At 52.4% G+C, this 21,298-nt stretch carries 22 protein-coding genes and 1 other annotated feature; of the genes, 9 read left to right on the forward strand and 13 right to left on the reverse strand.

Annotated features, from left to right (window positions below; all coding sequences use genetic code 11):
* Window positions 1-5 precede the first annotated feature (5 nt).
* The 4 genes from rfbD (at window position 6) to LPQ25_RS08435 (ending at window position 4,495) form a co-directional block, all read left to right on the forward strand.
* Window positions 6-1,160, forward strand: a complete 1,155-nt coding sequence (gene rfbD, locus LPQ25_RS08420; protein WP_015875020.1) for a UDP-galactopyranose mutase — start codon at window positions 6-8, stop codon at window positions 1,158-1,160.
* Window positions 1,157-2,050: a glycosyltransferase gene (locus LPQ25_RS08425; protein WP_014907239.1), complete on the forward strand. Its 894-nt coding sequence runs from the start codon at window positions 1,157-1,159 to the stop codon at window positions 2,048-2,050. The genes rfbD and LPQ25_RS08425 overlap by 4 nt, the downstream gene beginning before the upstream one ends.
* On the forward strand, window positions 2,051-3,193 hold the full coding sequence (locus LPQ25_RS08430) for a glycosyltransferase family 4 protein (RefSeq protein ID WP_074160401.1): 1,143 nt from the start codon (window positions 2,051-2,053) through the stop codon (window positions 3,191-3,193).
* 93 nt (window positions 3,194-3,286) lie between these two features.
* Window positions 3,287-4,495, forward strand: coding sequence for a glycosyltransferase family 2 protein (locus LPQ25_RS08435; protein WP_014907241.1), 1,209 nt, complete (start codon window positions 3,287-3,289; stop codon window positions 4,493-4,495).
* A 69-nt stretch (window positions 4,496-4,564) separates the two neighbouring features.
* Here LPQ25_RS08435 and LPQ25_RS08440 read toward each other — a convergent pair whose 3' ends face one another.
* The 12 genes from LPQ25_RS08440 to hisL form a co-directional block, all read right to left on the reverse strand.
* Window positions 4,565-6,025 (reverse strand): hypothetical protein, encoded by a 1,461-nt coding sequence (locus tag LPQ25_RS08440; RefSeq protein WP_041937788.1) that lies wholly within the window; start codon window positions 6,023-6,025, stop codon window positions 4,565-4,567.
* Window position 6,026: 1 nt separating this feature from the next.
* Entirely contained in the window at window positions 6,027-7,007 is a 981-nt protein-coding gene (locus tag LPQ25_RS08445; protein ID WP_014907242.1) for a glycosyltransferase family 2 protein, read from the reverse strand.
* The gene (locus LPQ25_RS08450; protein WP_004198893.1) at window positions 7,004-7,381 is read right to left on the reverse strand and encodes a GtrA family protein; all 378 of its coding nucleotides are present in this window, start codon (window positions 7,379-7,381) and stop codon (window positions 7,004-7,006) included. The genes LPQ25_RS08445 and LPQ25_RS08450 overlap by 4 nt, the downstream gene beginning before the upstream one ends.
* A gap of 192 nt (window positions 7,382-7,573) precedes the next feature.
* Window positions 7,574-8,173, reverse strand: coding sequence for a bifunctional phosphoribosyl-AMP cyclohydrolase/phosphoribosyl-ATP diphosphatase HisIE (gene hisIE / locus LPQ25_RS08455; RefSeq protein ID WP_004144136.1), 600 nt, complete (start codon window positions 8,171-8,173; stop codon window positions 7,574-7,576).
* Entirely contained in the window at window positions 8,167-8,943 is a 777-nt protein-coding gene (hisF, locus tag LPQ25_RS08460) for an imidazole glycerol phosphate synthase subunit HisF (RefSeq protein WP_004180497.1), read from the reverse strand. The genes hisIE and hisF overlap by 7 nt, the downstream gene beginning before the upstream one ends.
* Complete coding sequence (gene hisA / locus LPQ25_RS08465) at window positions 8,925-9,662, reverse strand: 1-(5-phosphoribosyl)-5-[(5-phosphoribosylamino)methylideneamino]imidazole-4-carboxamide isomerase (protein WP_014907244.1); 738 nt, start codon at window positions 9,660-9,662, stop codon at window positions 8,925-8,927. Before hisA ends, hisF begins: the two co-directional genes overlap by 19 nt.
* Window positions 9,662-10,252 carry an imidazole glycerol phosphate synthase subunit HisH gene (gene hisH / locus LPQ25_RS08470; protein WP_014907245.1) on the reverse strand — a complete coding sequence of 197 codons (591 nt, stop codon included), beginning with the start codon at window positions 10,250-10,252 and terminating at the stop codon, window positions 9,662-9,664. The genes hisA and hisH overlap by 1 nt, the downstream gene beginning before the upstream one ends.
* Window positions 10,252-11,319: a bifunctional histidinol-phosphatase/imidazoleglycerol-phosphate dehydratase HisB gene (gene hisB, locus LPQ25_RS08475; protein WP_014907246.1), complete on the reverse strand. Its 1,068-nt coding sequence runs from the start codon at window positions 11,317-11,319 to the stop codon at window positions 10,252-10,254. The genes hisH and hisB overlap by 1 nt, the downstream gene beginning before the upstream one ends.
* Complete coding sequence (gene hisC, locus LPQ25_RS08480; RefSeq protein WP_004149000.1) at window positions 11,316-12,377, reverse strand: histidinol-phosphate transaminase; 1,062 nt, start codon at window positions 12,375-12,377, stop codon at window positions 11,316-11,318. Before hisC ends, hisB begins: the two co-directional genes overlap by 4 nt.
* Entirely contained in the window at window positions 12,374-13,678 is a 1,305-nt protein-coding gene (hisD, locus tag LPQ25_RS08485; RefSeq protein WP_009307478.1) for a histidinol dehydrogenase, read from the reverse strand. Before hisD ends, hisC begins: the two co-directional genes overlap by 4 nt.
* A gap of 39 nt (window positions 13,679-13,717) precedes the next feature.
* On the reverse strand, window positions 13,718-14,617 hold the full coding sequence (gene hisG / locus LPQ25_RS08490; RefSeq protein ID WP_002912152.1) for an ATP phosphoribosyltransferase: 900 nt from the start codon (window positions 14,615-14,617) through the stop codon (window positions 13,718-13,720).
* A 47-nt stretch (window positions 14,618-14,664) separates the two neighbouring features.
* Window positions 14,665-14,787 (reverse strand) — a sequence feature (His leader region).
* Entirely contained in the window at window positions 14,763-14,813 is a 51-nt protein-coding gene (gene hisL / locus LPQ25_RS08495; protein ID WP_004899375.1) for a his operon leader peptide, read from the reverse strand. It overlaps the preceding feature by 25 nt.
* 176 nt (window positions 14,814-14,989) lie before the next feature.
* Here hisL and LPQ25_RS08500 point away from each other — a divergent pair, with 176 nt between their 5' ends.
* The 4 genes from LPQ25_RS08500 to plaP all read left to right on the forward strand — a co-directional run bounded on the left by LPQ25_RS08500 (window position 14,990) and on the right by plaP (window position 18,391).
* The gene (locus LPQ25_RS08500) at window positions 14,990-15,814 is read left to right on the forward strand and encodes an SDR family oxidoreductase (protein WP_004152513.1); all 825 of its coding nucleotides are present in this window, start codon (window positions 14,990-14,992) and stop codon (window positions 15,812-15,814) included.
* Window positions 15,815-15,852: 38 nt separating this feature from the next.
* Window positions 15,853-16,743, forward strand: coding sequence for a LysR family transcriptional regulator (locus tag LPQ25_RS08505; RefSeq protein ID WP_004184781.1), 891 nt, complete (start codon window positions 15,853-15,855; stop codon window positions 16,741-16,743).
* A 237-nt stretch (window positions 16,744-16,980) separates the two neighbouring features.
* Window positions 16,981-17,043, forward strand: a complete 63-nt coding sequence (gene yoeI, locus LPQ25_RS27375; protein ID WP_096335043.1) for a membrane protein YoeI — start codon at window positions 16,981-16,983, stop codon at window positions 17,041-17,043.
* The gene (gene plaP, locus LPQ25_RS08510) at window positions 17,033-18,391 is read left to right on the forward strand and encodes a putrescine/proton symporter PlaP (protein ID WP_004148994.1); all 1,359 of its coding nucleotides are present in this window, start codon (window positions 17,033-17,035) and stop codon (window positions 18,389-18,391) included. Before yoeI ends, plaP begins: the two co-directional genes overlap by 11 nt.
* A gap of 182 nt (window positions 18,392-18,573) precedes the next feature.
* Here plaP and LPQ25_RS08515 read toward each other — a convergent pair whose 3' ends face one another.
* Window positions 18,574-18,885: an ArsR/SmtB family transcription factor gene (locus LPQ25_RS08515; RefSeq protein ID WP_002912109.1), complete on the reverse strand. Its 312-nt coding sequence runs from the start codon at window positions 18,883-18,885 to the stop codon at window positions 18,574-18,576.
* 239 nt (window positions 18,886-19,124) lie between these two features.
* Here LPQ25_RS08515 and fusA point away from each other — a divergent pair, with 239 nt between their 5' ends.
* On the forward strand, window positions 19,125-21,227 hold the full coding sequence (fusA, locus tag LPQ25_RS08520; RefSeq protein WP_014907247.1) for an elongation factor G: 2,103 nt from the start codon (window positions 19,125-19,127) through the stop codon (window positions 21,225-21,227).
* Window positions 21,228-21,298: the final 71 nt, after the last annotated feature.

Here is a 21,298-nt window from a genome sequence, read left to right on the forward strand (position 1 = left end):
AACAGATGAAAAGAAAAAAAATATTGATCGTAGGCGCTGGCTTCTCTGGTGCAGTTATCGGTCGCCAACTTGCTGAGAAGGGACATCAAGTCCATATTATCGATCAGCGTGATCATATTGGGGGGAATTCTTATGATGCACGCGACTCTGAAACGAATGTGATGGTACATGTTTATGGACCCCATATTTTCCATACTGACAATGAATCAGTGTGGAACTATGTCAACAAGCATGCAGAGATGATGCCCTATGTGAACCGGGTTAAAGCGACAGTTAATGGTCAGGTATTTTCCCTGCCTATTAATTTGCATACTATCAATCAGTTTTTCTCAAAAACTTGTTCGCCTGATGAGGCCAGAGCGCTCATTGCTGAGAAAGGGGACAGCACTATTGCTGATCCACAAACTTTTGAAGAGCAAGCGTTACGCTTTATTGGTAAAGAGTTATATGAGGCCTTTTTTAAAGGATATACGATTAAACAGTGGGGGATGCAACCCTCGGAACTGCCCGCATCTATTCTTAAACGTCTTCCTGTTCGTTTTAACTATGACGATAATTATTTTAACCACAAATTTCAGGGCATGCCGAAATGTGGTTATACGCAGATGATTAAGTCAATTCTTAAGCATGAGAATATCAAGGTTGACTTACAGCGGGAATTTATCGTTGACGAGCGAACTCATTACGATCACGTATTCTATAGCGGTCCATTAGATGCGTTTTATGGCTACCAATATGGCCGTCTGGGCTATCGAACATTAGATTTTAAAAAGTTTATCTATCAGGGTGATTACCAGGGATGCGCAGTGATGAACTATTGTTCTGTGGATGTGCCCTATACTCGCATCACTGAACATAAATATTTTTCTCCCTGGGAACAACACGACGGCTCTGTTTGTTATAAAGAGTATAGCCGTGCTTGTGAAGAAAATGATATTCCTTACTATCCTATTCGCCAGATGGGAGAGATGGCTCTTCTTGAAAAATATTTGTCATTGGCCGAGAATGAAACCAACATCACTTTTGTCGGTCGTCTTGGAACCTACCGTTACCTTGATATGGATGTGACCATCGCCGAAGCATTGAAAACGGCAGAAGTCTATTTAAATTCACTCACTGAAAATCAGCCAATGCCTGTGTTTACGGTTTCTGTACGATGAAATATACGGCATTGATAGTGACATTCAATCGTCTCGGCAAACTGAAAAAAACGGTTGAAGAGACCCTCAAACTTGAATTCACTAATATTGTTATTGTCAATAACGGGTCCACGGATGGGACCCAAGCCTGGCTTTCGTCAATTGTTGATACACGAGTCATTGTATTAACCCTCACCGAGAATACCGGTGGGGCGGGGGGCTTTAAAACCGGTAGTCAGTATATCTGTGAACAGCTGGCAAGTGATTGGGTATTTTTCTACGATGACGATGCTTACCCCTATCCAGACACGTTGAAGTCCTTTTCACAGCTGGATAAGCAGGGATGTCGGGTATTTAGTGGACTGGTGAAAGATCCGCAAGGAAAACCGTGTCCGATGAATATGCCGTTCTCGCGTGTGCCAACTTCCCTTGGCGACACTGTACGCTATTTACGCTACCCTGCAGAGTTTATCCCGGCAGCTAATCGTTCTATGTTCGTACAAACGGTTTCATTTGTTGGGATGGTCATACATCGTGATCTGCTCGCGACCAGTCTTGACCACATCCATGAACAGCTCTTTATCTACTTTGATGATCTTTACTTTGGCTATCAGCTATCATTAGCTGGTGAGCAAATTATGTATAGCCCGGAGTTGCTTTTTTATCATGATGTGAGTATTCAGGGCAAACTTATTGCCCCTGAATGGAAGGTTTACTATCTATGCCGTAATTTGATCCTGTCGAAGAAAATATTCCAGAAAAATGCCGTATATAGCAATTCAGCGATAGCGATACGCATCCTAAAATATATATTAATCCTGCCATGGCAACGTCAAAAATATTCCTATATGAAATTTATTCTTCGTGGAATTTCACATGGCATAAAAGGTATTAGTGGTAAGTATCATTAAGTGGGCATAGCAATGAGAAAATTGTGTTATTTCATAAATTCGGATTGGTACTTCGATTTACACTGGATCGATCGTGCCATCGCCTCCCGTGATGCAGGTTATGAGATTCACATCATCAGCCATTTTATTGATGACAACATAATAAATAAATTTAAAACATTTGGCTTTATTTGCCATAATGTTACTCTTGATGCTCAATCTTTTAATGCATTAGTTTTCTTTCGTACTTACCATGATGTGCAAAAAATTATTAAAAATATAAAACCGGATCTCTTGCATTGCATCACTATCAAGCCATGTTTGATTGGTGGTGTGCTCGCGAAGAAATTTAATCTGCCGGTCATCGTAAGTTTTGTTGGGCTTGGAAGAGTATTTTCTTCTGACAGCATGCCTTTAAAATTATTGCGGCAGTTTACTATTGCTGCATATAAATATATTGCCAGTAATAAGCGCTGTATATTTATGTTTGAACATGACCGCGACAGAAAAAAACTGGCTAAGTTGGTTGGACTCGAAGAACAACAGACTATTGTTATTGATGGTGCAGGCATTAATCCAGAGATATACAAATATTCTCTTGAACAGGATCACGATGTCCCTGTTGTATTGTTTGCCAGCCGTATGTTGTGGAGTAAAGGACTGGGCGACTTAATTGAAGCGAAGAAAATATTACGCAGTAAGAATATTCACTTTACTTTGAATGTTGCTGGAATTCTGGTCGAAAATGATAAAGATGCAATTTCCCTTCAGGTCATTGAAAATTGGCATCAGCAAGGATTAATTAACTGGTTAGGTCGTTCGAATAACGTTTGCGATCTTATTGAGCAATCAAATATCGTTGCTTTGCCGTCAGTTTATTCTGAAGGTGTTCCGCGAATTCTTCTGGAAGCATCTTCTGTGGGGCGCGCTTGTATTGCTTATGATGTTGGTGGTTGTGATAGCCTTATTATTGATAACGATAATGGAATTATTGTTAAAAGCAATTCACCTGAAGAGCTGGCTGATAAACTTGCCTTTTTGCTTAGCAATCCTAAAGCACGCGTTGAAATGGGTATTAAGGGGAGGAAACGTATACAAGATAAATTTTCTAGTGTTATGATTATCGATAAAACATTGCAAATATATCATGATGTAGTTCGATGATGTGTAAGTTTCACATTTATTATTGCGAAAAACCTTCATTGATAATACTAATCTTTATATAATGTAATTCAATTTACTACTAATGGTATTTTTATGGCTCATGAAAAAAGTGATATAATTGTTTCGGTCGTTATTCCTGTTTACAACGCCGAAGAGTATATTGCAGATACTCTAAAAAACATTGTTTCACAGTCATTGTATGAAATTGAAATTATAATAATCAATGATCATTCGAGTGATAATACATTAGATATTCTTAAGGAGATAGCATCCAGCGATGAAAGAATACGAATTATTGATAACGCTATAAATATTGGAGCTGGCATATCACGTAATATAGGTCTTTCAGAAGCAAAGGGAGAATATATAATATTTCTTGATGATGATGATTATGTCGATACGAACATGTTGAAGCATATGTCTGATTGTGCGGAGCTATCAGGGGCAGATATCGTTGTATGCAGAAGCCGCTCATTTAATCTACAATCTCTCCAGTATGCTCCAATGCCAGATTCAATTCGAAAAGATTTATTACCTGAAAAAGCAGTTTTCTCGCCTGGAGATATTGAGCGAGACTTTTTCAGAGCATTTATATGGTGGCCATGGGACAAACTATTCCGACGTGAATTTATTATTCAGCACTCGTTGAGCTATCAAGATTTAAGAACATCAAATGATCTGTTTTTTGTGTGTGCATCTATGCTTAGTGCCGAAAAGGTAACTATTCTTGATGAAATATTGATTGCTCATACGATTAATCGAAAAACATCATTGTCTTCAACTCGCTCCGTTTCCTATCATTGCGCACTTGATGCTCTTGTTGCTCTAAGGGATTTTCTTTTTAAAAATGGCATGATGCAAAAGCGACAAAGGGATTTTTATAATTACATTGTCGTATTCCTTGAGTGGCACTTAAATACGCTATCGGGTGAAGCCTTTAATAAACTGTTTCAAGATGTCAAATTATTCATCAGCAGTTTTGATATCAATAATGAAGACTTTTATGATGAGTTTATTCTTTCTGCTTATCGACGAATCGCTGATATGTCTGCTGAAGAGTATCTTTTTTCATTAAAAGATCGGGTTCTTAATGAATTAGAGGATGCCCAACGAAATATTTTGACCTTACAAAACGAAGTTGAGGAGATAAAACAGCAGCTTCAACAAAAGGACGAAATGATTGCTTCTATGAATAGGGAGAATTTAGCTATTAAAGCAGATAATAAAATTCTCGATAATTACAATGAAGAACTAAAGACTGTTCAAACAAAGTTTCTTAAACTACTCTCAAGCAAAGACTAGTATTTAAAAGCGTATTTTATGATTACTGTAATAGCGCCCCCATAAAAAATGAGGGCGGCACAGAAATTACTAATAATTTATCGTTGACCTTCGCATTGCATCTGACGTTTTGATAACCATACAATCATCAATACATCGATTGGTCTCAGAAACTATAACGTTGTTAGATAGTTTGAAATTAAATCCTTTCATAATTCTGATCTCTTCAGCCATACCTTTGAGCGCCCAGGGTGCTGCTAATGAAATATTCCCAAATTCATCATATCTCTGTGTTTTTGTAAAGGCATTGTAAGCGGGATCTGTGAGATCGAACATTAATTTTCCTGTGTAATTCTTAGGTATTTTATTAGTTATTTCCGCAGCAAGTGCCTGAATTTCAGAGCGTTGAGGAATAATAAATCCATTTATAATATTATACTGAGCTATTATCATAATTGTTAAAGCGATAAGAGGCCAGACAAATGCTTGCTTAAAAATTCTACTGACAAGGCTATTTATGCCAATAAGAAATAGAGTTGATATAATAAGTTCTAAGGCCACTAACGAGCGGAATGCTGCCCAATTCTCTTTTGTCGCTAAATTTGGAGCGTAGGAACCTATCCCGATCGCTATGACTATGAACGTTTTCCATCTGCCTGATTTTCCCACAAAAATAGTGTATAAGCCGATTAAAATTGCAAGCGAGGAGAACCAAGAATATATTTTTACTGGTTGTATGTTATAGTTATTTACAGCGTTTATTAGTGATTCATTTATGAACCATTTCATCTTTCCACCGATATCTGCGGTTAACTCGGCTCTCGATAATGATTCCCCATATAGCCAGACAGGAAGTACTTTTGACATTATAAAACTGCCTGCAACACCGATAACTAAAATGATAAAACATGTCGCAACTTTTTTCACAGTTAAACTACTTTCTTTTTTTATACAACTATCAAGCATAAAAAAGAATAAGAATGTAATTGCTGTCGGTTGATATATTGCAAATGCCACCCATAAGACAACAATGGATGCTAATTTTTCTGACAATGACGACCGCTGCTTCGAATGTGGGAAACATTTATTATAACTAATACCTGCCAGCAATACTGAAATAGTGAACGGGAAACATGTTGCCCATGAAGCATAAACTTGAAACGCAGGGAGTAAGCAAATTAACAGCGGAAATGTTATTTTGAATACGGGGTTATCAAATATTTTTCTGCTGTCTATGAAGTTGTAAATAAAACAACTTAAGACAACAAGACTTAATATATTAAAAAGCCGCAAATACGAAAATGAAGAAATATCATTAATTAACATTTTTCCATAGTAACGGAACACAGCATAAACGGGACGACCAGATTGGACATCCCACTGAAACGAAGAGCCGTTTCTTGTTATAGCATCAAAGAGTGTTGACCAGTCGTCTGAAAATGCATATGAAAAGAAAATTACCGGTGAAAATGTTAACATAAGCAAAAAGAAATAAAAAATGTAAACGTTTTTTTTATTTCCCTCTGCTAAAGGATTGATCAGATTTTGCATGTTATTTTCCATTGCTATCATTACCTACGCTTTCGTCAATGAAATATTTAGGTCTATTTTTCGTCTCTATATAAATTTTTCCGACATATTCTCCTATAATACCTAAAGAAAGCATTTGCACGCCGCCAAGAAAGAATATAGCGATCATGACTGATGTCCATCCCTCAACTGTAGTACCTGTTGTTTTTTGAATTAAAGCATAAATCGCAGCGATGGTTGATATGATGCAAGTTATAAAACCTGTCATAGCTATAATTCGTAACGGTGTAACTGATAATGAGGTAATTCCCTCGAGAGCCAGCGCAAGCATTTTTTTAATTGGATATTTTGATTCACCTGCAATTCTTTCTTCACGGCTATATTGCACCTCGATCGAGGGGTATCCCACAAGAGGCACTAATCCACGTAAATATATATTTTGCTCTTTATATTGTTTAAGAGCCTCCAATGCTCGATTACTTAATAATCGATAATCTGCATGATTTGGAGTTTGATTTACTCCCAAGTGGGACATTATTGCGTAAAATGCATTAGCTGTTGTACGTTTAAAAAACGTGTCACTGTCTCGATTACCTCTTACGCCGTATACTATGTCATATCCCTGGCTGTAAGCGTCAATCATTTTTTCGATGCAATTTACATCGTCTTGTAGATCCGCATCGATGCTAATGCTTACGTCTGTATCGACCGAGCGTAACCCTGCCATCAACGCAATTTGATGTCCTTTATTTCTTGATAATTTTATTCCTCGCACATAGTGATAAGCGGTCGAGGCATCTTTAATTTGTGCCCAAGTATTGTCACGACTACCATCATCGACAAACAAAAGATAACTATTGTTATTAATTTTATTTCTGGCTATCAATGAATTTAGTACATTCGAAAGCTTTTCGAGACAGAAAGGAAAAGCCTCTTGTTCATTATAGCAAGGTACCACAATAGCTAAAGAAGGAGTGCTTTTTATATCAGTTGAGGTTGTCATTTCATCGCCCAGAACTTGTTTAAAATAAAACCTGTGATAGTGTATGTGAACATCCCAAGGATTTGTGCTGAATATATTTTTTCTGGCATAAAAACGAAAAATATTTTTATGACAATGATATTTGCCACATAACAAATGAAGCAAACACATAAAAATTTTATTAGTCTATTGATACTGATTGGTTGCGTAAATGTAAATATTGTGTTTGCTATAAAGCTGAAAACAATACCTACAACATAACCCATCGCATTGGACAGATAAATGCCAAGACCCAAATGCATTAGCAGGAAAATTACAACTGCCGTAATTAGTGTATTGACTATCCCAACTAACCCATATTTCATTAGTTGCCATAATGGGCCTGAACTTGGCATTATATACTCCGCTAGCGTTCCAATTGGATGTTAAAAGCGGCAGCATTCTAACAAACTACATCTATCATGTGAATCCAATTCACATCTCAAATATTAGGTTGTAAAGGATATTGGGAGGTATTTCGAGTGCTGCGTGAAGGGGTCATTTAGAAAGAGTAATTAATGGCGGCTTTATAACCGCCATGTCTTATATTACCTATGCCGTGCTCTTAAATTATCAATCACTTCCCCGAGATCCAGCCCCTGGTCCTGCAGCAGCACCAGCAGGTGGTACATCAGGTCCGACGCCTCATTCTTCAGCTCGAAGCGGTCGTTCACCGTGGCGGCCAGCGCGGTCTCCACGCCTTCTTCCCCCACTTTCTGCGCAATACGCTTGGTGCCGCTGGCATACAGCTTCGCCGTGTAGGAGCTCTCCGGGTCGGCGTGTTTACGCTCGGCCAGCAGCTGCTCCAGCTGATAGAGGAACAGCCACTGGTGGCCGGTTTCGCCGAAGCAGCTTGTGGTGCCTTTGTGGCAGGTCGGTCCGATCGGGTTTACCAGCACCAGCAGCGTATCGTTGTCACAGTCCGGCGTGATGCTCACTACATTGAGGACATGGCCCGAGGTTTCACCCTTGGTCCACAGCCGCTGCTTGGTGCGCGAGTAAAAGGTGACCTTGCCGGTGGCTTCGGTTTTCTCCAGCGCCTCCTTGTTCATGTAGCCGTGCATCAGCACTTCGCCGGATACGGCGTGCTGCACGATGGCCGGCATCATGCCGTCCGTTTTTTCCCAGTCCAGCTGTTCAGTCAACATACCCTTATCTCCACGCCCTGTGCCGCCAGGTACGCTTTCAGTTCGCCAATATTAATAATCTGTTTGTGGAATACCGAGGCCGCCAGCGCGCCGTCAACGTCGGCGTCGCGGAAGGCTTCGAGGAAGTGTTCCATAGTGCCCGCGCCGCCGGAGGCGATCAGCGGGACGTGGCACACCGCGCGAACCTTCGCCAGCTGCTGCAGGTCGTAACCGTTGCGCACCCCGTCCTGGTTCATCATATTGAGAACGATCTCGCCTGCGCCGCGCTTCTGCACTTCCTCCACCCAGTCGAGGGTTTCCCACTGCGTCACCCGGGTGCGGCTCTCGTCGCCGGTATACTGGTTGACGTGATACTTGCCGGTCTCTGCATCAAACCAGGTATCAATCCCCACCACGATACACTGCACGCCAAAGCGGTCGGCAAGGCGGGTGATCAGCGTCGGGTCGGCGAGAGCAGGGGAGTTAATCGAGATCTTATCGGCGCCGAAGGAGAGGATCTGCGCCGCGTCTTCCAGCGATTTGATCCCGCCCGCCACGCAGAAAGGAATATCGATTACTTCCGCTACCCGCGACACCCAGCTCTTGTCGACCACCCGACCGTCGCTGGAGGCGGTGATATCATAGAACACCAGTTCGTCGGCCCCTTCGTCGGCATAGCGCTTGGCCAGCGGGACGATGTCGCCAATGATCTCGTGATTACGGAACTGCACGCCTTTCACTACCTGGCCGTCGCGGACGTCGAGGCAGGGGATTATCCGTTTTGCCAGCATTGAATGGCCTCCGTTACGTTGAATTTACCTTCCAGCAGCGCGCGGCCGACAATCACGCCGCGCACCCCGGTGCCGCGCAGAGCGGCAATATCATTGAGATCGCCGATGCCGCCGGATGACTGAAACGCCACCTGCGGATAGCGGGCGCAGACTTCCTCGTACAGCGAGACGTTAGAACCCGCCAGGGTGCCGTCGCGGGAGATATCGGTGCACAGCACATGCTGCAGGCCGACCGGTAGATAGCTCTCCACCAGCTCCTCCAGCGTCACGCCGGAGTTCTCCTGCCAGCCGCTGACCGCCACCTGCTTATTGCCGTCGGCGTCGATACGCACGTCGAGGGCGAGCACCAGCCGTTCAGGGCCAAAGCGTTCAAACCAGCCTTTCACTTCCTCCGGGGATTTCACCGCGGTGGAACCGACCACCACGCGGGCGACGCCGGCTTCAAGCAGGGCCGCGACATCCGCCTCGGTCCGCACGCCGCCGCCGACCTGCACCGGGACGTCAACCCCGGCGACCAGCGATTTCAGCAGCGGGATTTGGCGTTTCGCCGGATCCTTCGCCCCGGTCAGGTCGACCAGGTGCAGGACTTCCGCCCCCTGATCGGCATAGGCCTGCAGGCGCGGCAGCGGATCGCTGCCATAGTCGCGCTGCTGGCCGTAATCGCCCTGATGGAGACGAACGACGGTGCCGTCGATTAAATCTAAAGCAGGAATAATCATCACATCTCCAGGAAGTTTTTCAGCAGCTGCGCCCCGGCGCTCCCGGAGCGCTCCGGGTGAAACTGCACGCCAAAGAAGTTATCTTTCTGCACCGCGGCGGTGAACGCCTCGCCGTAATTGCACTGGGCGATGGTGTACGGGTTGACCGGCATGGCGTAGCTGTGCACGAAGTAGAAATACGCGCCTTCTTCAATGCCGCGGAACAGCCGATCGCCAGCTTTGGCATACACCCGGTTCCAGCCCATGTGCGGCAGCGGCAGACCGTGGTCGGTCATCTTCGGCACCTCTTCTTCGATAATGCCCAGCAGATCGACGCCGTTGTTCTCCTCGCTGCGCTTGCCGAGCAGCTGCATGCCCAAGCAAATCCCCAGCACCGGCTGGGTACAGGCTTTGATCAGGTCGATCAGCTCGCGGTCGCGCAGCTGATCCATCGCCGCCTGGGCGGTGCCGACGCCGGGAAGAAACAGTTTATCGGCACGCAATACCACTTCCGGATCGCGGCTGGCCACCGGCTCATAGCCGTGGCGGCCAATCGCCGATTTCACCGAATTGAGGTTGGCGCAGCCGGTATCAAGGATCACCACATTCATTACAGCACCCCTTTGGAAGACGGCAGGGCATCGCCCTGGACGCGGATCGCCTGGCGCAGCGTACGGCCAAAGGCTTTGAACAGGCTCTCCACGCGGTGGTGATCGTTCTTGCCCTTGGTTTTCAGGTGCAGGGTCACCGCCATGGTGTAGGAGAGCGAGCGGAAGAAGTGTTCCACCATCTCGGTGCTCAGATCGCCGACGCGCTGATAGGTGAAGTCCGCCTTATACTCCAGGTGCGGACGGCCGGAGATATCCAGCGCGCAGCGGGCGAGACACTCGTCCATCGGCAGCACGAAGCCGAAGCGGTTGATGCCGCGCTTGTCGCCAAGGGCCAGCTTCAGGGCTTCGCCGAGGGCCAGGCCGGTATCCTCCACCGTGTGGTGATCGTCGATGTACAGATCGCCGCCGACGTGAACCTCCATGCGGAAGCCGCCGTGGGTGGCGATTTGGTCGAGCATATGGTCAAAAAAGCCGACGCCGGTGTGGATCTTGCTGCCGCCTTCGCGGTCCAGCCACACTTTCACATCCACCTGGGTCTCTTTGGTGATGCGCTCGACGTGGGCATAGCGGTCGCGGCGGGTCAGCTGCTCGCAGATGGTCGGCCAGTCGAGCGTCTCGCGGTCATAGCGCAGACCGGTAATTCCCATGTTATCCGCCAGCTCAAGGTCGGTGGCCCGGTCGCCAATCACATAGCTGTGGGATTTATCCAGCACGCCCTCTTCCAGCCACGGCAGCACCAGCTGCGTTTTTGGCTTGCGGCAGGCGCAGTTGTCGCCCGGGAAGTGCGGACAAATCAGTACCTCTTCAAAGTTAACGCCCTGCGAGGCGAAGATCTGCATCATCAGGTTGTGCGGGCCATCAAACGCTTCCTGCGGCAGACTGTCGGTTCCCAGGCCATCCTGATTGGTGATCATCACCAGCTTATAGCCTTCCTGCTGCAGCTTCAGCAGCGCCGGGATCACCTGCGGCTCAAACGCCAGCTTGTCGAACCGGTCCACCTGGAAATCCTCCGGCGGTTCGGAAATCAGGGTGCCGTCACGGTCAATAAAGAGATACTTCTGGGTCATACATTCTCCGCAGTCAAGGCGTCAATCACGCGCTGGCTCTCGGCACGGGTACCGATAGTGATACGCAAACAGCCGCTTAATGAAGGTTGTTTATTCTGGTCACGTAAGATAATGCCCTGATCCCACAAAGATTTAAACACTGCGCTGGAGGCGGTTATCCGCGCCAGCACATAGTTAGTCTCGGAATCGAAGACCTGCTCCACGCAGGCGATGCCGCGCAGCTGTTCCACCAGGTAGCGGCGCTCGTCAAGGATCTGCGCCACGCGCTGGCGCATCGCGGCGATCCCCTCCGGGCTCAGGGCCTGGGCGGCGATATCGGCCACCGGCGTGGAGAGCGGGTACGGGGCGATCACTTTCAGCAGCACGTTGATCACCTCGGCGTTGGCGAGGGTGAAGCCGCAGCGCAGGCCGGCGAGGGCGAAGGCTTTGGACAGCGTGCGCAGCACCACCAGGTGCGGATAGTCGCTGAGCCAGCCGGCGAGCGTCGCCTGCGGGCAGAATTCAATATAGGCTTCGTCGGCCACCACGATGGCTTTGCCGCGGGTCATCTCCAGCAGGTCGCGCATCGACTGCGGGTCGATAATCTGCCCGGTCGGGTTGTTCGGGCTGCAGACGAAGACCACCTTCACGCCGTCCAGCCGCGCCTCGATGCCCGGCAGGTCGAGCTGCCAGTCGGCCAGCGTCGGCACGGTGCGGCATTCGACGCCGATGGTCTCGGCGCTGACGCTGTACATGCCGTAGGTCGGCGGGCAGTAGAGCACCGCGTCTTCGCCGGGCTCGCAGAAGGCGCGGATCAGCAGCTCGATGCCTTCGTCGGCGCCGCGGCTGACCAGCACCTGCTCCGGTTTGACCTCGGCGTAGCGGGCGTAGCTCTCAATCACGGCCTTCGGCTGCGGCTCCGGATAGCGGTTCAGCGTCTGTTCGGTAAGCTGGAAGGCTACGGCGGTAGGGAATTCGTTGGCGTTGAGCCAGACGTCGCCTTTGCCGCCCAGCCGGCGAGCGGATTGATACGGGGTCAGCGCGCGGACGTTGGCGCGGGCTAAATCTTCAATGCTCATGCTTGCTCCTTCAGGGCGGCAACGCGCAGCGTTACGGCGTTTTTGTGGGCGTCAAGGCGCTCGGCGGCGGCCAGGATCTCAATCGTTGAGGCGAGGGCGGCAAAGCCGTCGCGCGACAGCTCCTGCACGGTCATCCGCTTCTGGAAGTCGGCCAGGCCGAGGCTTGAGCAGGTGGCGGTGTAACCATAGGTCGGCAGGACGTGGTTGGTGCCCGAGGCGTAGTCGCCCGCGGATTCCGGTGACCAGTCGCCAAGAAAAACGGAACCGGCGCTGGTGATGCTGTCCACCAGCTCGCGGGCCTGACGGGTCTGAATGATCAGGTGCTCCGGGCCGTACAGGTTGGAGATAGCCACGCACTGCGCCAGATCGCGGGCCACGATGATCCGGCTGGCGGAGAGCGCCACGCGGGCGGTTTCCGCGCGCGGCAGGGCGGCCAGCTGGCGCTCCACGGCTTCGGCGACGCGGCTGCCCATGTCGGCGTCCGGGGTCAGGAGGATCACCTGCGAGTCCGGGCCGTGTTCCGCCTGCGACAGCAGGTCGGAGGCGACAAAGTCCGGGTTGGCGCCGCTGTCGGCGATGACCAGCACTTCCGACGGGCCGGCCGGCATGTCGATGGCTGCGCCGTCCAGACGCTGACTGACCTGGCGTTTGGCTTCCGTGACGTAAGCGTTGCCCGGGCCAAAGATTTTATCCACCTTCGGCACCGACTCGGTACCGAGGGCGAGGGCGGCGATGGCCTGGGCGCCGCCGACGTTAAAGATGGTTTTTACGCCGCACAGCTGTGCGGCATAGAGGATCTCATCGGCAATCGGCGGCGGCGAGCAGAGCACCACCTGCTGACAGCCGGCGATGCGCGCCGGCGTCGCCAGCATCAGCACCGTGGAGAACAGCGGCGCTGAGCCGCCGGGAATGTACAGTCCGACGGAGGCGATAGGGCGGGTGACCTGCTGGCAGCGCACCCCCGGCAGCGTTTCGACATCCACCGCCTGCAGCTGTTGCGCGTTGTGAAAGGTCTCGATGTTTTTCACCGCCACCGCCATCGCCTGCTTCAGCTCATCGCTGAGGCGCTCGCCGGCGGCGGCGATCTCCGCCTCGCTCACCTGCAGCGCGGCGACGGTGGTTTTATCAAACTTCGCGCTGTATTCGCGCAGCGCCGCGTCGCCGTTGGCTTTGACGTTATTCAGGATCTCCGTCACCGTTTTACTGATGCTGTCGGAGGCGGAAATCGCCGGGCGCGTTAAGAGTTGCTGTTGTTGGTCTGCGCTACAGCCGTTCCAGTCGATGATTGTGTTGAAGCTCATGATTGTATTCCCCTGTGTGTCCCGTGACCGGCTGGCCGATTACTCCATCATTTTCTCAATCGGCAGCACCAGAATGGAGCTGGCGCCCAGCGCCTTCAGTTTTTCCATGGTCTCCCAGAACAGGGTTTCGCTGCTGACCATGTGCATCGCCACGCGCTGCTTGTCGCCTGCCAGCGGCAGAATAGTCGGCCGCTCGGCGCCCGGCAGCAGGGCAACCACTTCTTCCAGGCGTTCGGTCGGGGCGTGCATCATGATGTATTTCGACTCGCGGGCCTGAATCACGCCCTGAATACGGGTCAGCAGGCGGTCAATCAGCTGCTGTTTGGCGTCGGCCATTTCACCGTCGCGCTGGATCAGACAAGCTTTGGAGCGGTAGATCACTTCCACTTCGCGCAGGCCGTTAGCTTCCAGAGTGGCGCCGGTGGAGACGAGGTCGCAGATAGCGTCGGCGAGGCCGGCGCGCGGCGCCACTTCCACGGAGCCGTTCAGCAAACAGGACTTAAAGGAGATACCTTTTTGATCGAGGTAGCGCTTCAGCAGGTGCGGGTAAGAGGTGGCGATACGTTTGCCGTCCAGCGCCGCCGGGCCGTTCCAGGCTTCATCCACCGGAGTCGCCAGCGACAGGCGGCAGCCGCCGAAGTCGAGACGGCGCAGGGTGAAGTAGCGCGGGTCTTCGCCCTGGGCGCGGCGGCTGAGCAGCTCTTCTTCCAGCACGTTTTCGCCGATAATGCCGAGGTCGACAACACCGTCCATCACCAGGCCCGGGATATCGTCATCACGCACGCGCAGAATATCGATTGGCATATTTTCCGCCAGCGCAATCAGACGCTGGGTGTGCAAATTGACTTTAATGCCGCAGCGGCTGAGTAATTCGCGTGAATCTTCGCTTAAACGGCCTGATTTCTGAATAGCTATGCGTAAACGGGTGTTGTCTAACATTGTTCTTTTCCTCTGAATACCTGTCTGAATCTGTCCGAATTTGGTCCAAAAAAAAGCCCCCGGAAGTGAATCTTCCGGGGGCTCTCTGCGCGTTCATGCACCACTGGAAGATCCAAACGTCTTCCAGCACACATCGCCTGAAAGACTAGTCAGGATGATGGTGATGATGGTGGTGTTTAAATTGAACGCGGTTCATAAAAATTCTCTGTGAATGACTATGCATTTGATGTCCTTTAACCTAAACCACTTCCGCCGCAGAAAGCAAGGGCTTTTTTCTATCATTAATTCATTTCATATTGAGCGAAGAAATTGTCAGTTGCCGCTGGCTGGCGTAGCCTGTAATCAGCACAGCGAAAGAGTCAGGAGCCTGGGATGAAAAAGGTCGCGATAGTCGGTTTGGGATGGCTGGGGATGCCGCTGGCGCTGTCGTTGACGGCGCGAGGCTGGCAGGTTACCGGCAGTAAAACTACGCAGGATGGCGTGGAGGCGGCGCGGATGTGCGGGATCGACAGCTATCCGCTGCGCCTGGAGCCGCAGCTGGTCTGTGATACCGAGGACCTCGACGCGCTGATGAACGTCGATGCGCTGGTGATCACCCTGCCGGCCCGGCGTACCGGGGCAGGGGAAGGGTTTTATCTACAGGCGGTGCAGGAGATCGTCGATACCGCGCTGGCGTACCATATTCCGCGGATCGTCTTCACCAGCTCCACCTCGGTGTATGGCAACGTCAACGGTACAGTGAAGGAGAATTCCCCGCGTCTGCCGCAAACCGCCAGCGGACAGGTGCTCAAGGAGCTGGAGGACTGGCTGCACAACCTGCCGGGGACATCGGTGGATATTCTGCGCCTGGCCGGGCTGGTGGGGCCTTCCCGCCATCCGGGACGTTTTTTCGCCGGCAAGTCGGCGCCGGATGGCCAGCACGTGGTCAATCTGGTGCATTTGCAGGATGTGGTGGCCGCTATCGAACTGCTGCTGCAGGCCCCGAAGGGCGGGCACATCTATAATCTATGTGCGCCCCGCCACCCTGCGCGCGGCCTCTTTTATCCGCAGATGGCCCGCGAGCTCGGTCTGCCGCCGCCGGTGTTCAGCGACAGCCCGGACGGCGGCCAGGGCAAGATTGTGGATGGCAATCGTATCTGCAATGAGCTGGGGTTTGAGTACCAGTACCCCGATCCGCTGGTGATGCCGATGGAGTGATCCGCCAGCGGTGATTCGCATACCGTAAGGGGGTAGCGATGAAACCACTGCTGGATGTCCTCGTGATCCTGGATGCCCTGGAAAAAGAGGGCAGCTTTGCCGCCGCGTCGGCAAAGCTCTTTAAAACGCCCTCGGCGCTGAGCTACACCATTCACCGCCTGGAAAGCGATCTCAATATTCAGCTGCTCGACCGCAGCGGCCATCGCGCGCGCTTTACCCCCAGCGGACAGATGCTGCTGGAGAAAGGGCGGGAGGTGCTGCATATCGCCCGCGAACTGGAGAACCGGGCGGTTAAGCTGCAGCAGGGGTGGGAGAATAGCCTTCGTCTGGCGGTGGACAGCACCTTTCCCGTGGCGCTGCTCTCGCCGCCAATCGCTGCATTTTATCAACAACAGCCGCTGACCCGGCTGCACTTCACGCTGAACCCCTCCCTGCTGGACTGGCGGCCGCTGACTGACGGGCAGGCCGATCTGCTGCTGGGGGCGCTCGGCGAGCCGCCGCCGCTGAGCGGTTATGACTATCTCCCCCTCGGCGAGCTGGAGCTGCTGCTGGTCGTTGCTCCACAGCATCCGCTGGCGCGACACCGCGCACCGCTAAGCTGGCGAACCCTGCGCCGTTACCGGGCGGTGGCCACTGGCGAGGGCGGGGCGCTACTCAGCGATCAGGAGACCCTGACGGTGTGTGACGCCGCGGGGCAGCTGGCGCTGCTGCGCCTGGGGCTGGGCTGGGGGTGCCTGCCGCGCTATCAGGTGCAGGGTCTGCTGGACAGCGGCGAGCTGGTCTGCATGACCGTGCGCGGGCTGTCGCCTCGTCAACGCGCGTGGATCGCCTGGAATGACGCCACCTGCGGTTTGGCTGGCAAATGGTGGCGGGAAACGCTATTAGCAAATAGTGCTATTTTTACAATTTATCATACGGAAACCGTATAGATATTAGCACGTTAAAAATTATGCTTACGCAATGAACTTCATAACATCTTGTCAACGCCGTTGAATTTGTTGCAAAATATGCGGCCTGAAAACCAGAGACTAGCCGACGCTTTTTTTTAAAGTGTCGGTTATTTTTTTGGTCGAAAGACACATCATTCAATACCAAGAGGCCGGGCTTCGTACCGGATAGATATTTACTAAAAACCGACAGTCGTTGTCGCTGAGGAATAGAAAGAAATGGGGCAATTTTTTGCTTACGCGCTGGCGTTCACCGTAAAAGGGGATAACTATGTCGCATAACGCTACTCCAAATACCTCTCGCGTGGAATTACGTAAAACGCTTACGTTAGTTCCGGTTGTAATGATGGGCCTGGCCTATATGCAGCCGATGACGCTGTTCGATACGTTTGGTATCGTCTCTGGTATGACCGACGGTCACGTGCCGACGGCCTACGCCTTTGCGTTAATCGCTATCCTGTTTACTGCCCTGAGCTATGGCAAGCTGGTACGTCGTTACCCTTCTGCCGGCTCGGCGTATACCTATGCGCAGAAATCCATCAGCCCGACCGTTGGCTTTATGGTGGGTTGGTCCTCGCTGCTCGACTACCTGTTCGCGCCGATGATCAACATTCTGCTGGCGAAAATCTATTTTGAAGCGCTGGTGCCTTCGATTCCGTCGTGGGTGTTTGTTATCGCGCTGGTCGCCTTTATGACCGCCTTTAACCTGCGCAGCATTAAATCCGTGGCCAACTTCAACACCGTGATCGTGGTGCTGCAGGTGGTGCTGATTGCCGTTATCCTCGGCATGGTGATTTATGGCGTGTTTGAAGGCGAGGGCGCCGGTACGCTGGCCAGCAGCCGTCCGTTCTGGTCCGGTGACGCGCACGTGATCCCGATGATTACCGGGGCGACGATCCTGTGCTTCTCGTTTACCGGTTTCGACGGCATCAGCAACCTGTCTGAAGAGACCAAAGATGCAGAGCGCGTCATCCCGCGCGCGATCTTCCTGACCGCGCTGATCGGCGGCCTGATCTTCATCTTTGCCACCTACTTCCTGCAGCTGTACTTCCCGGATATCTCGCGCTTTAAAGATCCGGATGCGTCACAGCCGGAAATTATGCTCTACGTGGCAGGTAAAGCCTTCCAGGTTGGCGCGCTGATCTTCTCCACCATCACCGTACTGGCGTCCGGTATGGCGGCGCACGCTGGCGTGGCGCGTCTGATGTACGTTATGGGTCGCGACGGCGTGTTCCCGAAAAGCTTCTTCGGCTACGTGCACCCGACCTGGCGCACTCCGGCGATGAACATCATCCTGGTCGGCGCGATTGCGCTGCTGGCGATTAACTTCGACCTGGTGATGGCGACGGCGCTGATTAACTTTGGTGCGCTGGTGGCGTTTACCTTCGTTAACCTGTCGGTGATTTCCCAGTTCTGGATCCGTGAGAAGCGCAACAAGACGCTGAAAGACCACTTCCAGTATCTGTTCCTGCCGATGTGCGGCGCCCTGACCGTTGGCGCGCTGTGGGTCAACCTGGAAGAGAGCTCGATGATTCTGGGCCTGATCTGGGCCGGTATCGGTCTGGTCTACCTGGCCTGCGTGACCAAAAGCTTCCGCAACCCGGTGCCGCAGTACGAAGATGTGGCCTAAGGCATAGCGTGATGTGATTGAGAAAAGCCGGAGGGAAACCTCCGGCTTTTTTTTCGTTTGGCTCGGTGCGATATCTTTTGCCCGGCGGCGCTGCGCTTGCGCGGGCCTACGGTGATGGTTAACCTTCTGAAATTTAATGGTTATGTAGGCCGGGTAAGCGAAGCGCCACCCGGCAGAAGAGCTTATCCTGCCTGCACCATAACTTTCAGCAGCGTATCCAGCAGGCCGGGAAAACGGGCGTCCAGATCTTCCCGGCGCAGCGAAATCATGTTCTCCCGTCCTTGAGGCCGTTGCCAGATCACACCGCTGTCGCGCAGGACGCGCCAGTGGTGGGTCATGGTGGACTTGGCCACCTCCTCCTGGCGCAGGGCGTTGCAGCTCAGCTCGCTGCCGTCGGCCAGCGTACGAATGATCTCCAGTCGCAGTGGGTTACCGAGCGCGGAAAGGACATTTTCCAGGCGAATTTGTTCTCGTTCGGGGTGATTGGCGATCATAATAATCCTGTGTCGGCGGTGGCGCGGCGCATGGCAGCCGCAGCCCATATCGGCGGCTGGCGGCTACTATACCCAAACTCCGGTTCAGATACCACGCGCGCCGCCGCAACCTGCCCAATCGTAATGATAGCAAAAATAGTTCGAATATACTCGTACAGTTGTACTAAGATAGACGCAGTTAAATGAACTGCGGATCATTTCGACCGCAGACTGACCGTCAAAACGACTAAGGACGCATCATGCCCCGACCCATCCCTCTCGAACGTTATCGCAACATCGGTATCTCCGCGCATATCGATGCCGGTAAAACCACCACCACCGAGCGCATCCTGTTTTATACCGGGATGAGCCATAAGCTGGGTGAAGTACACGATGGCGCGGCAACCACCGACTGGATGGCCCAGGAGCAAGAGCGCGGGATCACCATTACCTCGGCGGCGGTAAGCTGCTTCTGGCCGGGGATGGACCGCAGCTTCGAGCCGCACCGGATCAATATCATCGACACCCCGGGGCACGTGGATTTCACCATTGAGGTGGAGCGTTCCATGCGCGTGCTCGACGGCGCGGTGATGGTGTATGACTCCGTCGGCGGGGTGCAGCCCCAGTCGGAGACCGTCTGGCGCCAGGCGAATAAATACCACGTTCCGCGGCTGGCCTTCGTCAACAAGATGGACCGTCCCGGCGCGGACTTCTTCCGCGTGGTGCAGATGATGATCGACCGTCTGAAGGCTAACCCGGTGCCGATTGTGATCCCCATTGGCGCCGAAGAGCATTTCACCGGCGTCGTCGACCTGGTGAAAATGCGCGCCATCCTGTGGGATGACGCCACCCAGGGCATGACCTTTAGCTATGGGCCAGTCCCAGACGATCTGCTGGCGACGGCGCAGCAGTGGCGGGAGAAAATGGTCTCGGCGGCGGCGGAAGCCAGCGATGAGCTGATGGATAAATACCTGGAAACCGGTGAGCTGGACGAGGCGGAGATCGTCGCCGGTCTGCGCCAGCGCACGGTGAAGGGAGAGATCCAGGCGGTGCTCTGCGGGAGCGCCTTTAAAAACAAAGGCGTGCAGCGCATGCTCGATGCGGTGGTGGAGCTGATGCCGTCGCCGCTGGATATTCCGGCGATACAGGGCGTTGATGAGCAAGGCCAGCCGGCGGAACGCCATCCGAGCGACGATGAGCCGCTGTCGGCGCTGGCGTTCAAACTGATGACCGACCCCTACGTCGGCCAGCTGACCTTTATCCGCGTCTACTCCGGGACGCTGAAGAAAGGCGATGCGGTGTGGAACCCGGTGAAGGGCAAAAAAGAGCGCATCGGGCGTATCGTGCTGATGCAGGCCAACGACCGTCACGAAGTTGACGAACTGCACGCCGGGGATATCGCGGCCTGCGTCGGTCTGAAGGATGTGACCACCGGCGATACGTTATGCGATCCGGATGCGGTGATTACCCTCGAACGGATGGAGTTTCCGGAGCCGGTGATTTCGCTGGCGATCGAGCCGAAGACCAAAGCGGACCAGGAGAAAATGGGCATCGCGCTGCAGCGGCTGGCGGCGGAAGATCCGTCGTTCCGTCTGCATACCGATGAAGAGTCCGGCCAGACGATTATCTCCGGCATGGGTGAGCTGCATCTGGAGATCATTGTCGACCGGATGAAGCGCGAGTTTGGCGTCGAGGCCAACATTGGCCGTCCGCAGGTCACCTACCGCGAAACCCTGCGCAAGAAAGTGACGGACGTGGAAGGCAAATTTGTGCGCCAGTCCGGCGGCAAAGGGCAGTATGGCCACGTCGTGCTGACCCTGGAGCCGCTGGAGCCGGGCAGCGGTTTCGTCTTCGAGGACGCCACCAAAGGCGGCGTGGTGCCGCGCGAGTACATCCCTTCCGTGGAGAAAGGGCTGCGCGAAGCGATGGGCACCGGCGTGCTGGCGGGTTATCCGGTGGTTGACGTGAAAGCGACCCTGACCTTCGGGTCGTACCACGACGTGGACTCCTCGGAGATGGCGTTCCGCATGGCGGCGATCTTCGGCTTCCGGGAGGGCGCGCGCAAAGCGGACCCGGTGATCCTTGAGCCGGTGATGCACGTCGAGGTGGAGACGCCGGAAGAGTACGCCGGGAATATTATGGGCGATCTCTCTTCCCGTCGCGGGATGGTGCAGGGGATGGAAGAGCGCTTGGGCAGCCAGATCATCCGCGCCGACGTGCCGCTGGCGGAGATGTTTGGTTATTCCACCACGCTGCGCTCGATGTCGCAGGGACGGGCAACCTACAGCATGGAGTTCCACCATTACGCGGAAGCGCCGCGTAATGTGGCGGATGAAATCATCGCCAGCCGCGCGAAAAGCTAAGCAACGTTCCCGGGTGCGACGCGAGGCGTCTTACCCGGGCTACTCTGGTACCAGCGCCCAGGCCCGGTAAG

Source organism: Klebsiella sp. KPN54798, assembly GCF_021184225.1.
Lineage (GTDB): Bacteria > Pseudomonadota > Gammaproteobacteria > Enterobacterales > Enterobacteriaceae > Klebsiella > Klebsiella pneumoniae.

Excerpts from the sequence above, each read along its gene's own strand:
- rfbD (WP_015875020.1), top strand. The coding sequence starts at position 6 with ATGAAAAGAAAAAAAATATTGATCGTAGGCGCTGGCTTCTCTGGTGCA.
- LPQ25_RS08425 (WP_014907239.1), top strand. The coding sequence starts at position 1,157 with ATGAAATATACGGCATTGATAGTGACATTCAATCGTCTCGGCAAACTG.
- LPQ25_RS08435 (WP_014907241.1), top strand. The coding sequence starts at position 3,287 with ATGGCTCATGAAAAAAGTGATATAATTGTTTCGGTCGTTATTCCTGTT.
- LPQ25_RS08440 (WP_041937788.1), bottom strand. The coding sequence starts at position 6,025 with ATGCAAAATCTGATCAATCCTTTAGCAGAGGGAAATAAAAAAAACGTT.
- LPQ25_RS08445 (WP_014907242.1), bottom strand. The coding sequence starts at position 7,007 with ATGACAACCTCAACTGATATAAAAAGCACTCCTTCTTTAGCTATTGTG.
- LPQ25_RS08450 (WP_004198893.1), bottom strand. The coding sequence starts at position 7,381 with ATGCCAAGTTCAGGCCCATTATGGCAACTAATGAAATATGGGTTAGTT.
- hisIE (WP_004144136.1), bottom strand. The coding sequence starts at position 8,173 with ATGTTGACTGAACAGCTGGACTGGGAAAAAACGGACGGCATGATGCCG.
- hisF (WP_004180497.1), bottom strand. The coding sequence starts at position 8,943 with ATGCTGGCAAAACGGATAATCCCCTGCCTCGACGTCCGCGACGGCCAG.
- hisA (WP_014907244.1), bottom strand. The coding sequence starts at position 9,662 with ATGATTATTCCTGCTTTAGATTTAATCGACGGCACCGTCGTTCGTCTC.
- hisH (WP_014907245.1), bottom strand. The coding sequence starts at position 10,252 with ATGAATGTGGTGATCCTTGATACCGGCTGCGCCAACCTCAATTCGGTG.
- hisB (WP_014907246.1), bottom strand. The coding sequence starts at position 11,319 with ATGACCCAGAAGTATCTCTTTATTGACCGTGACGGCACCCTGATTTCC.
- hisC (WP_004149000.1), bottom strand. The coding sequence starts at position 12,377 with ATGAGCATTGAAGATTTAGCCCGCGCCAACGTCCGCGCGCTGACCCCG.
- hisD (WP_009307478.1), bottom strand. The coding sequence starts at position 13,678 with ATGAGCTTCAACACAATCATCGACTGGAACGGCTGTAGCGCAGACCAA.
- hisG (WP_002912152.1), bottom strand. The coding sequence starts at position 14,617 with ATGTTAGACAACACCCGTTTACGCATAGCTATTCAGAAATCAGGCCGT.
- LPQ25_RS08500 (WP_004152513.1), top strand. The coding sequence starts at position 14,990 with ATGAAAAAGGTCGCGATAGTCGGTTTGGGATGGCTGGGGATGCCGCTG.
- LPQ25_RS08505 (WP_004184781.1), top strand. The coding sequence starts at position 15,853 with ATGAAACCACTGCTGGATGTCCTCGTGATCCTGGATGCCCTGGAAAAA.
- plaP (WP_004148994.1), top strand. The coding sequence starts at position 17,033 with ATGTCGCATAACGCTACTCCAAATACCTCTCGCGTGGAATTACGTAAA.
- LPQ25_RS08515 (WP_002912109.1), bottom strand. The coding sequence starts at position 18,885 with ATGATCGCCAATCACCCCGAACGAGAACAAATTCGCCTGGAAAATGTC.
- fusA (WP_014907247.1), top strand. The coding sequence starts at position 19,125 with ATGCCCCGACCCATCCCTCTCGAACGTTATCGCAACATCGGTATCTCC.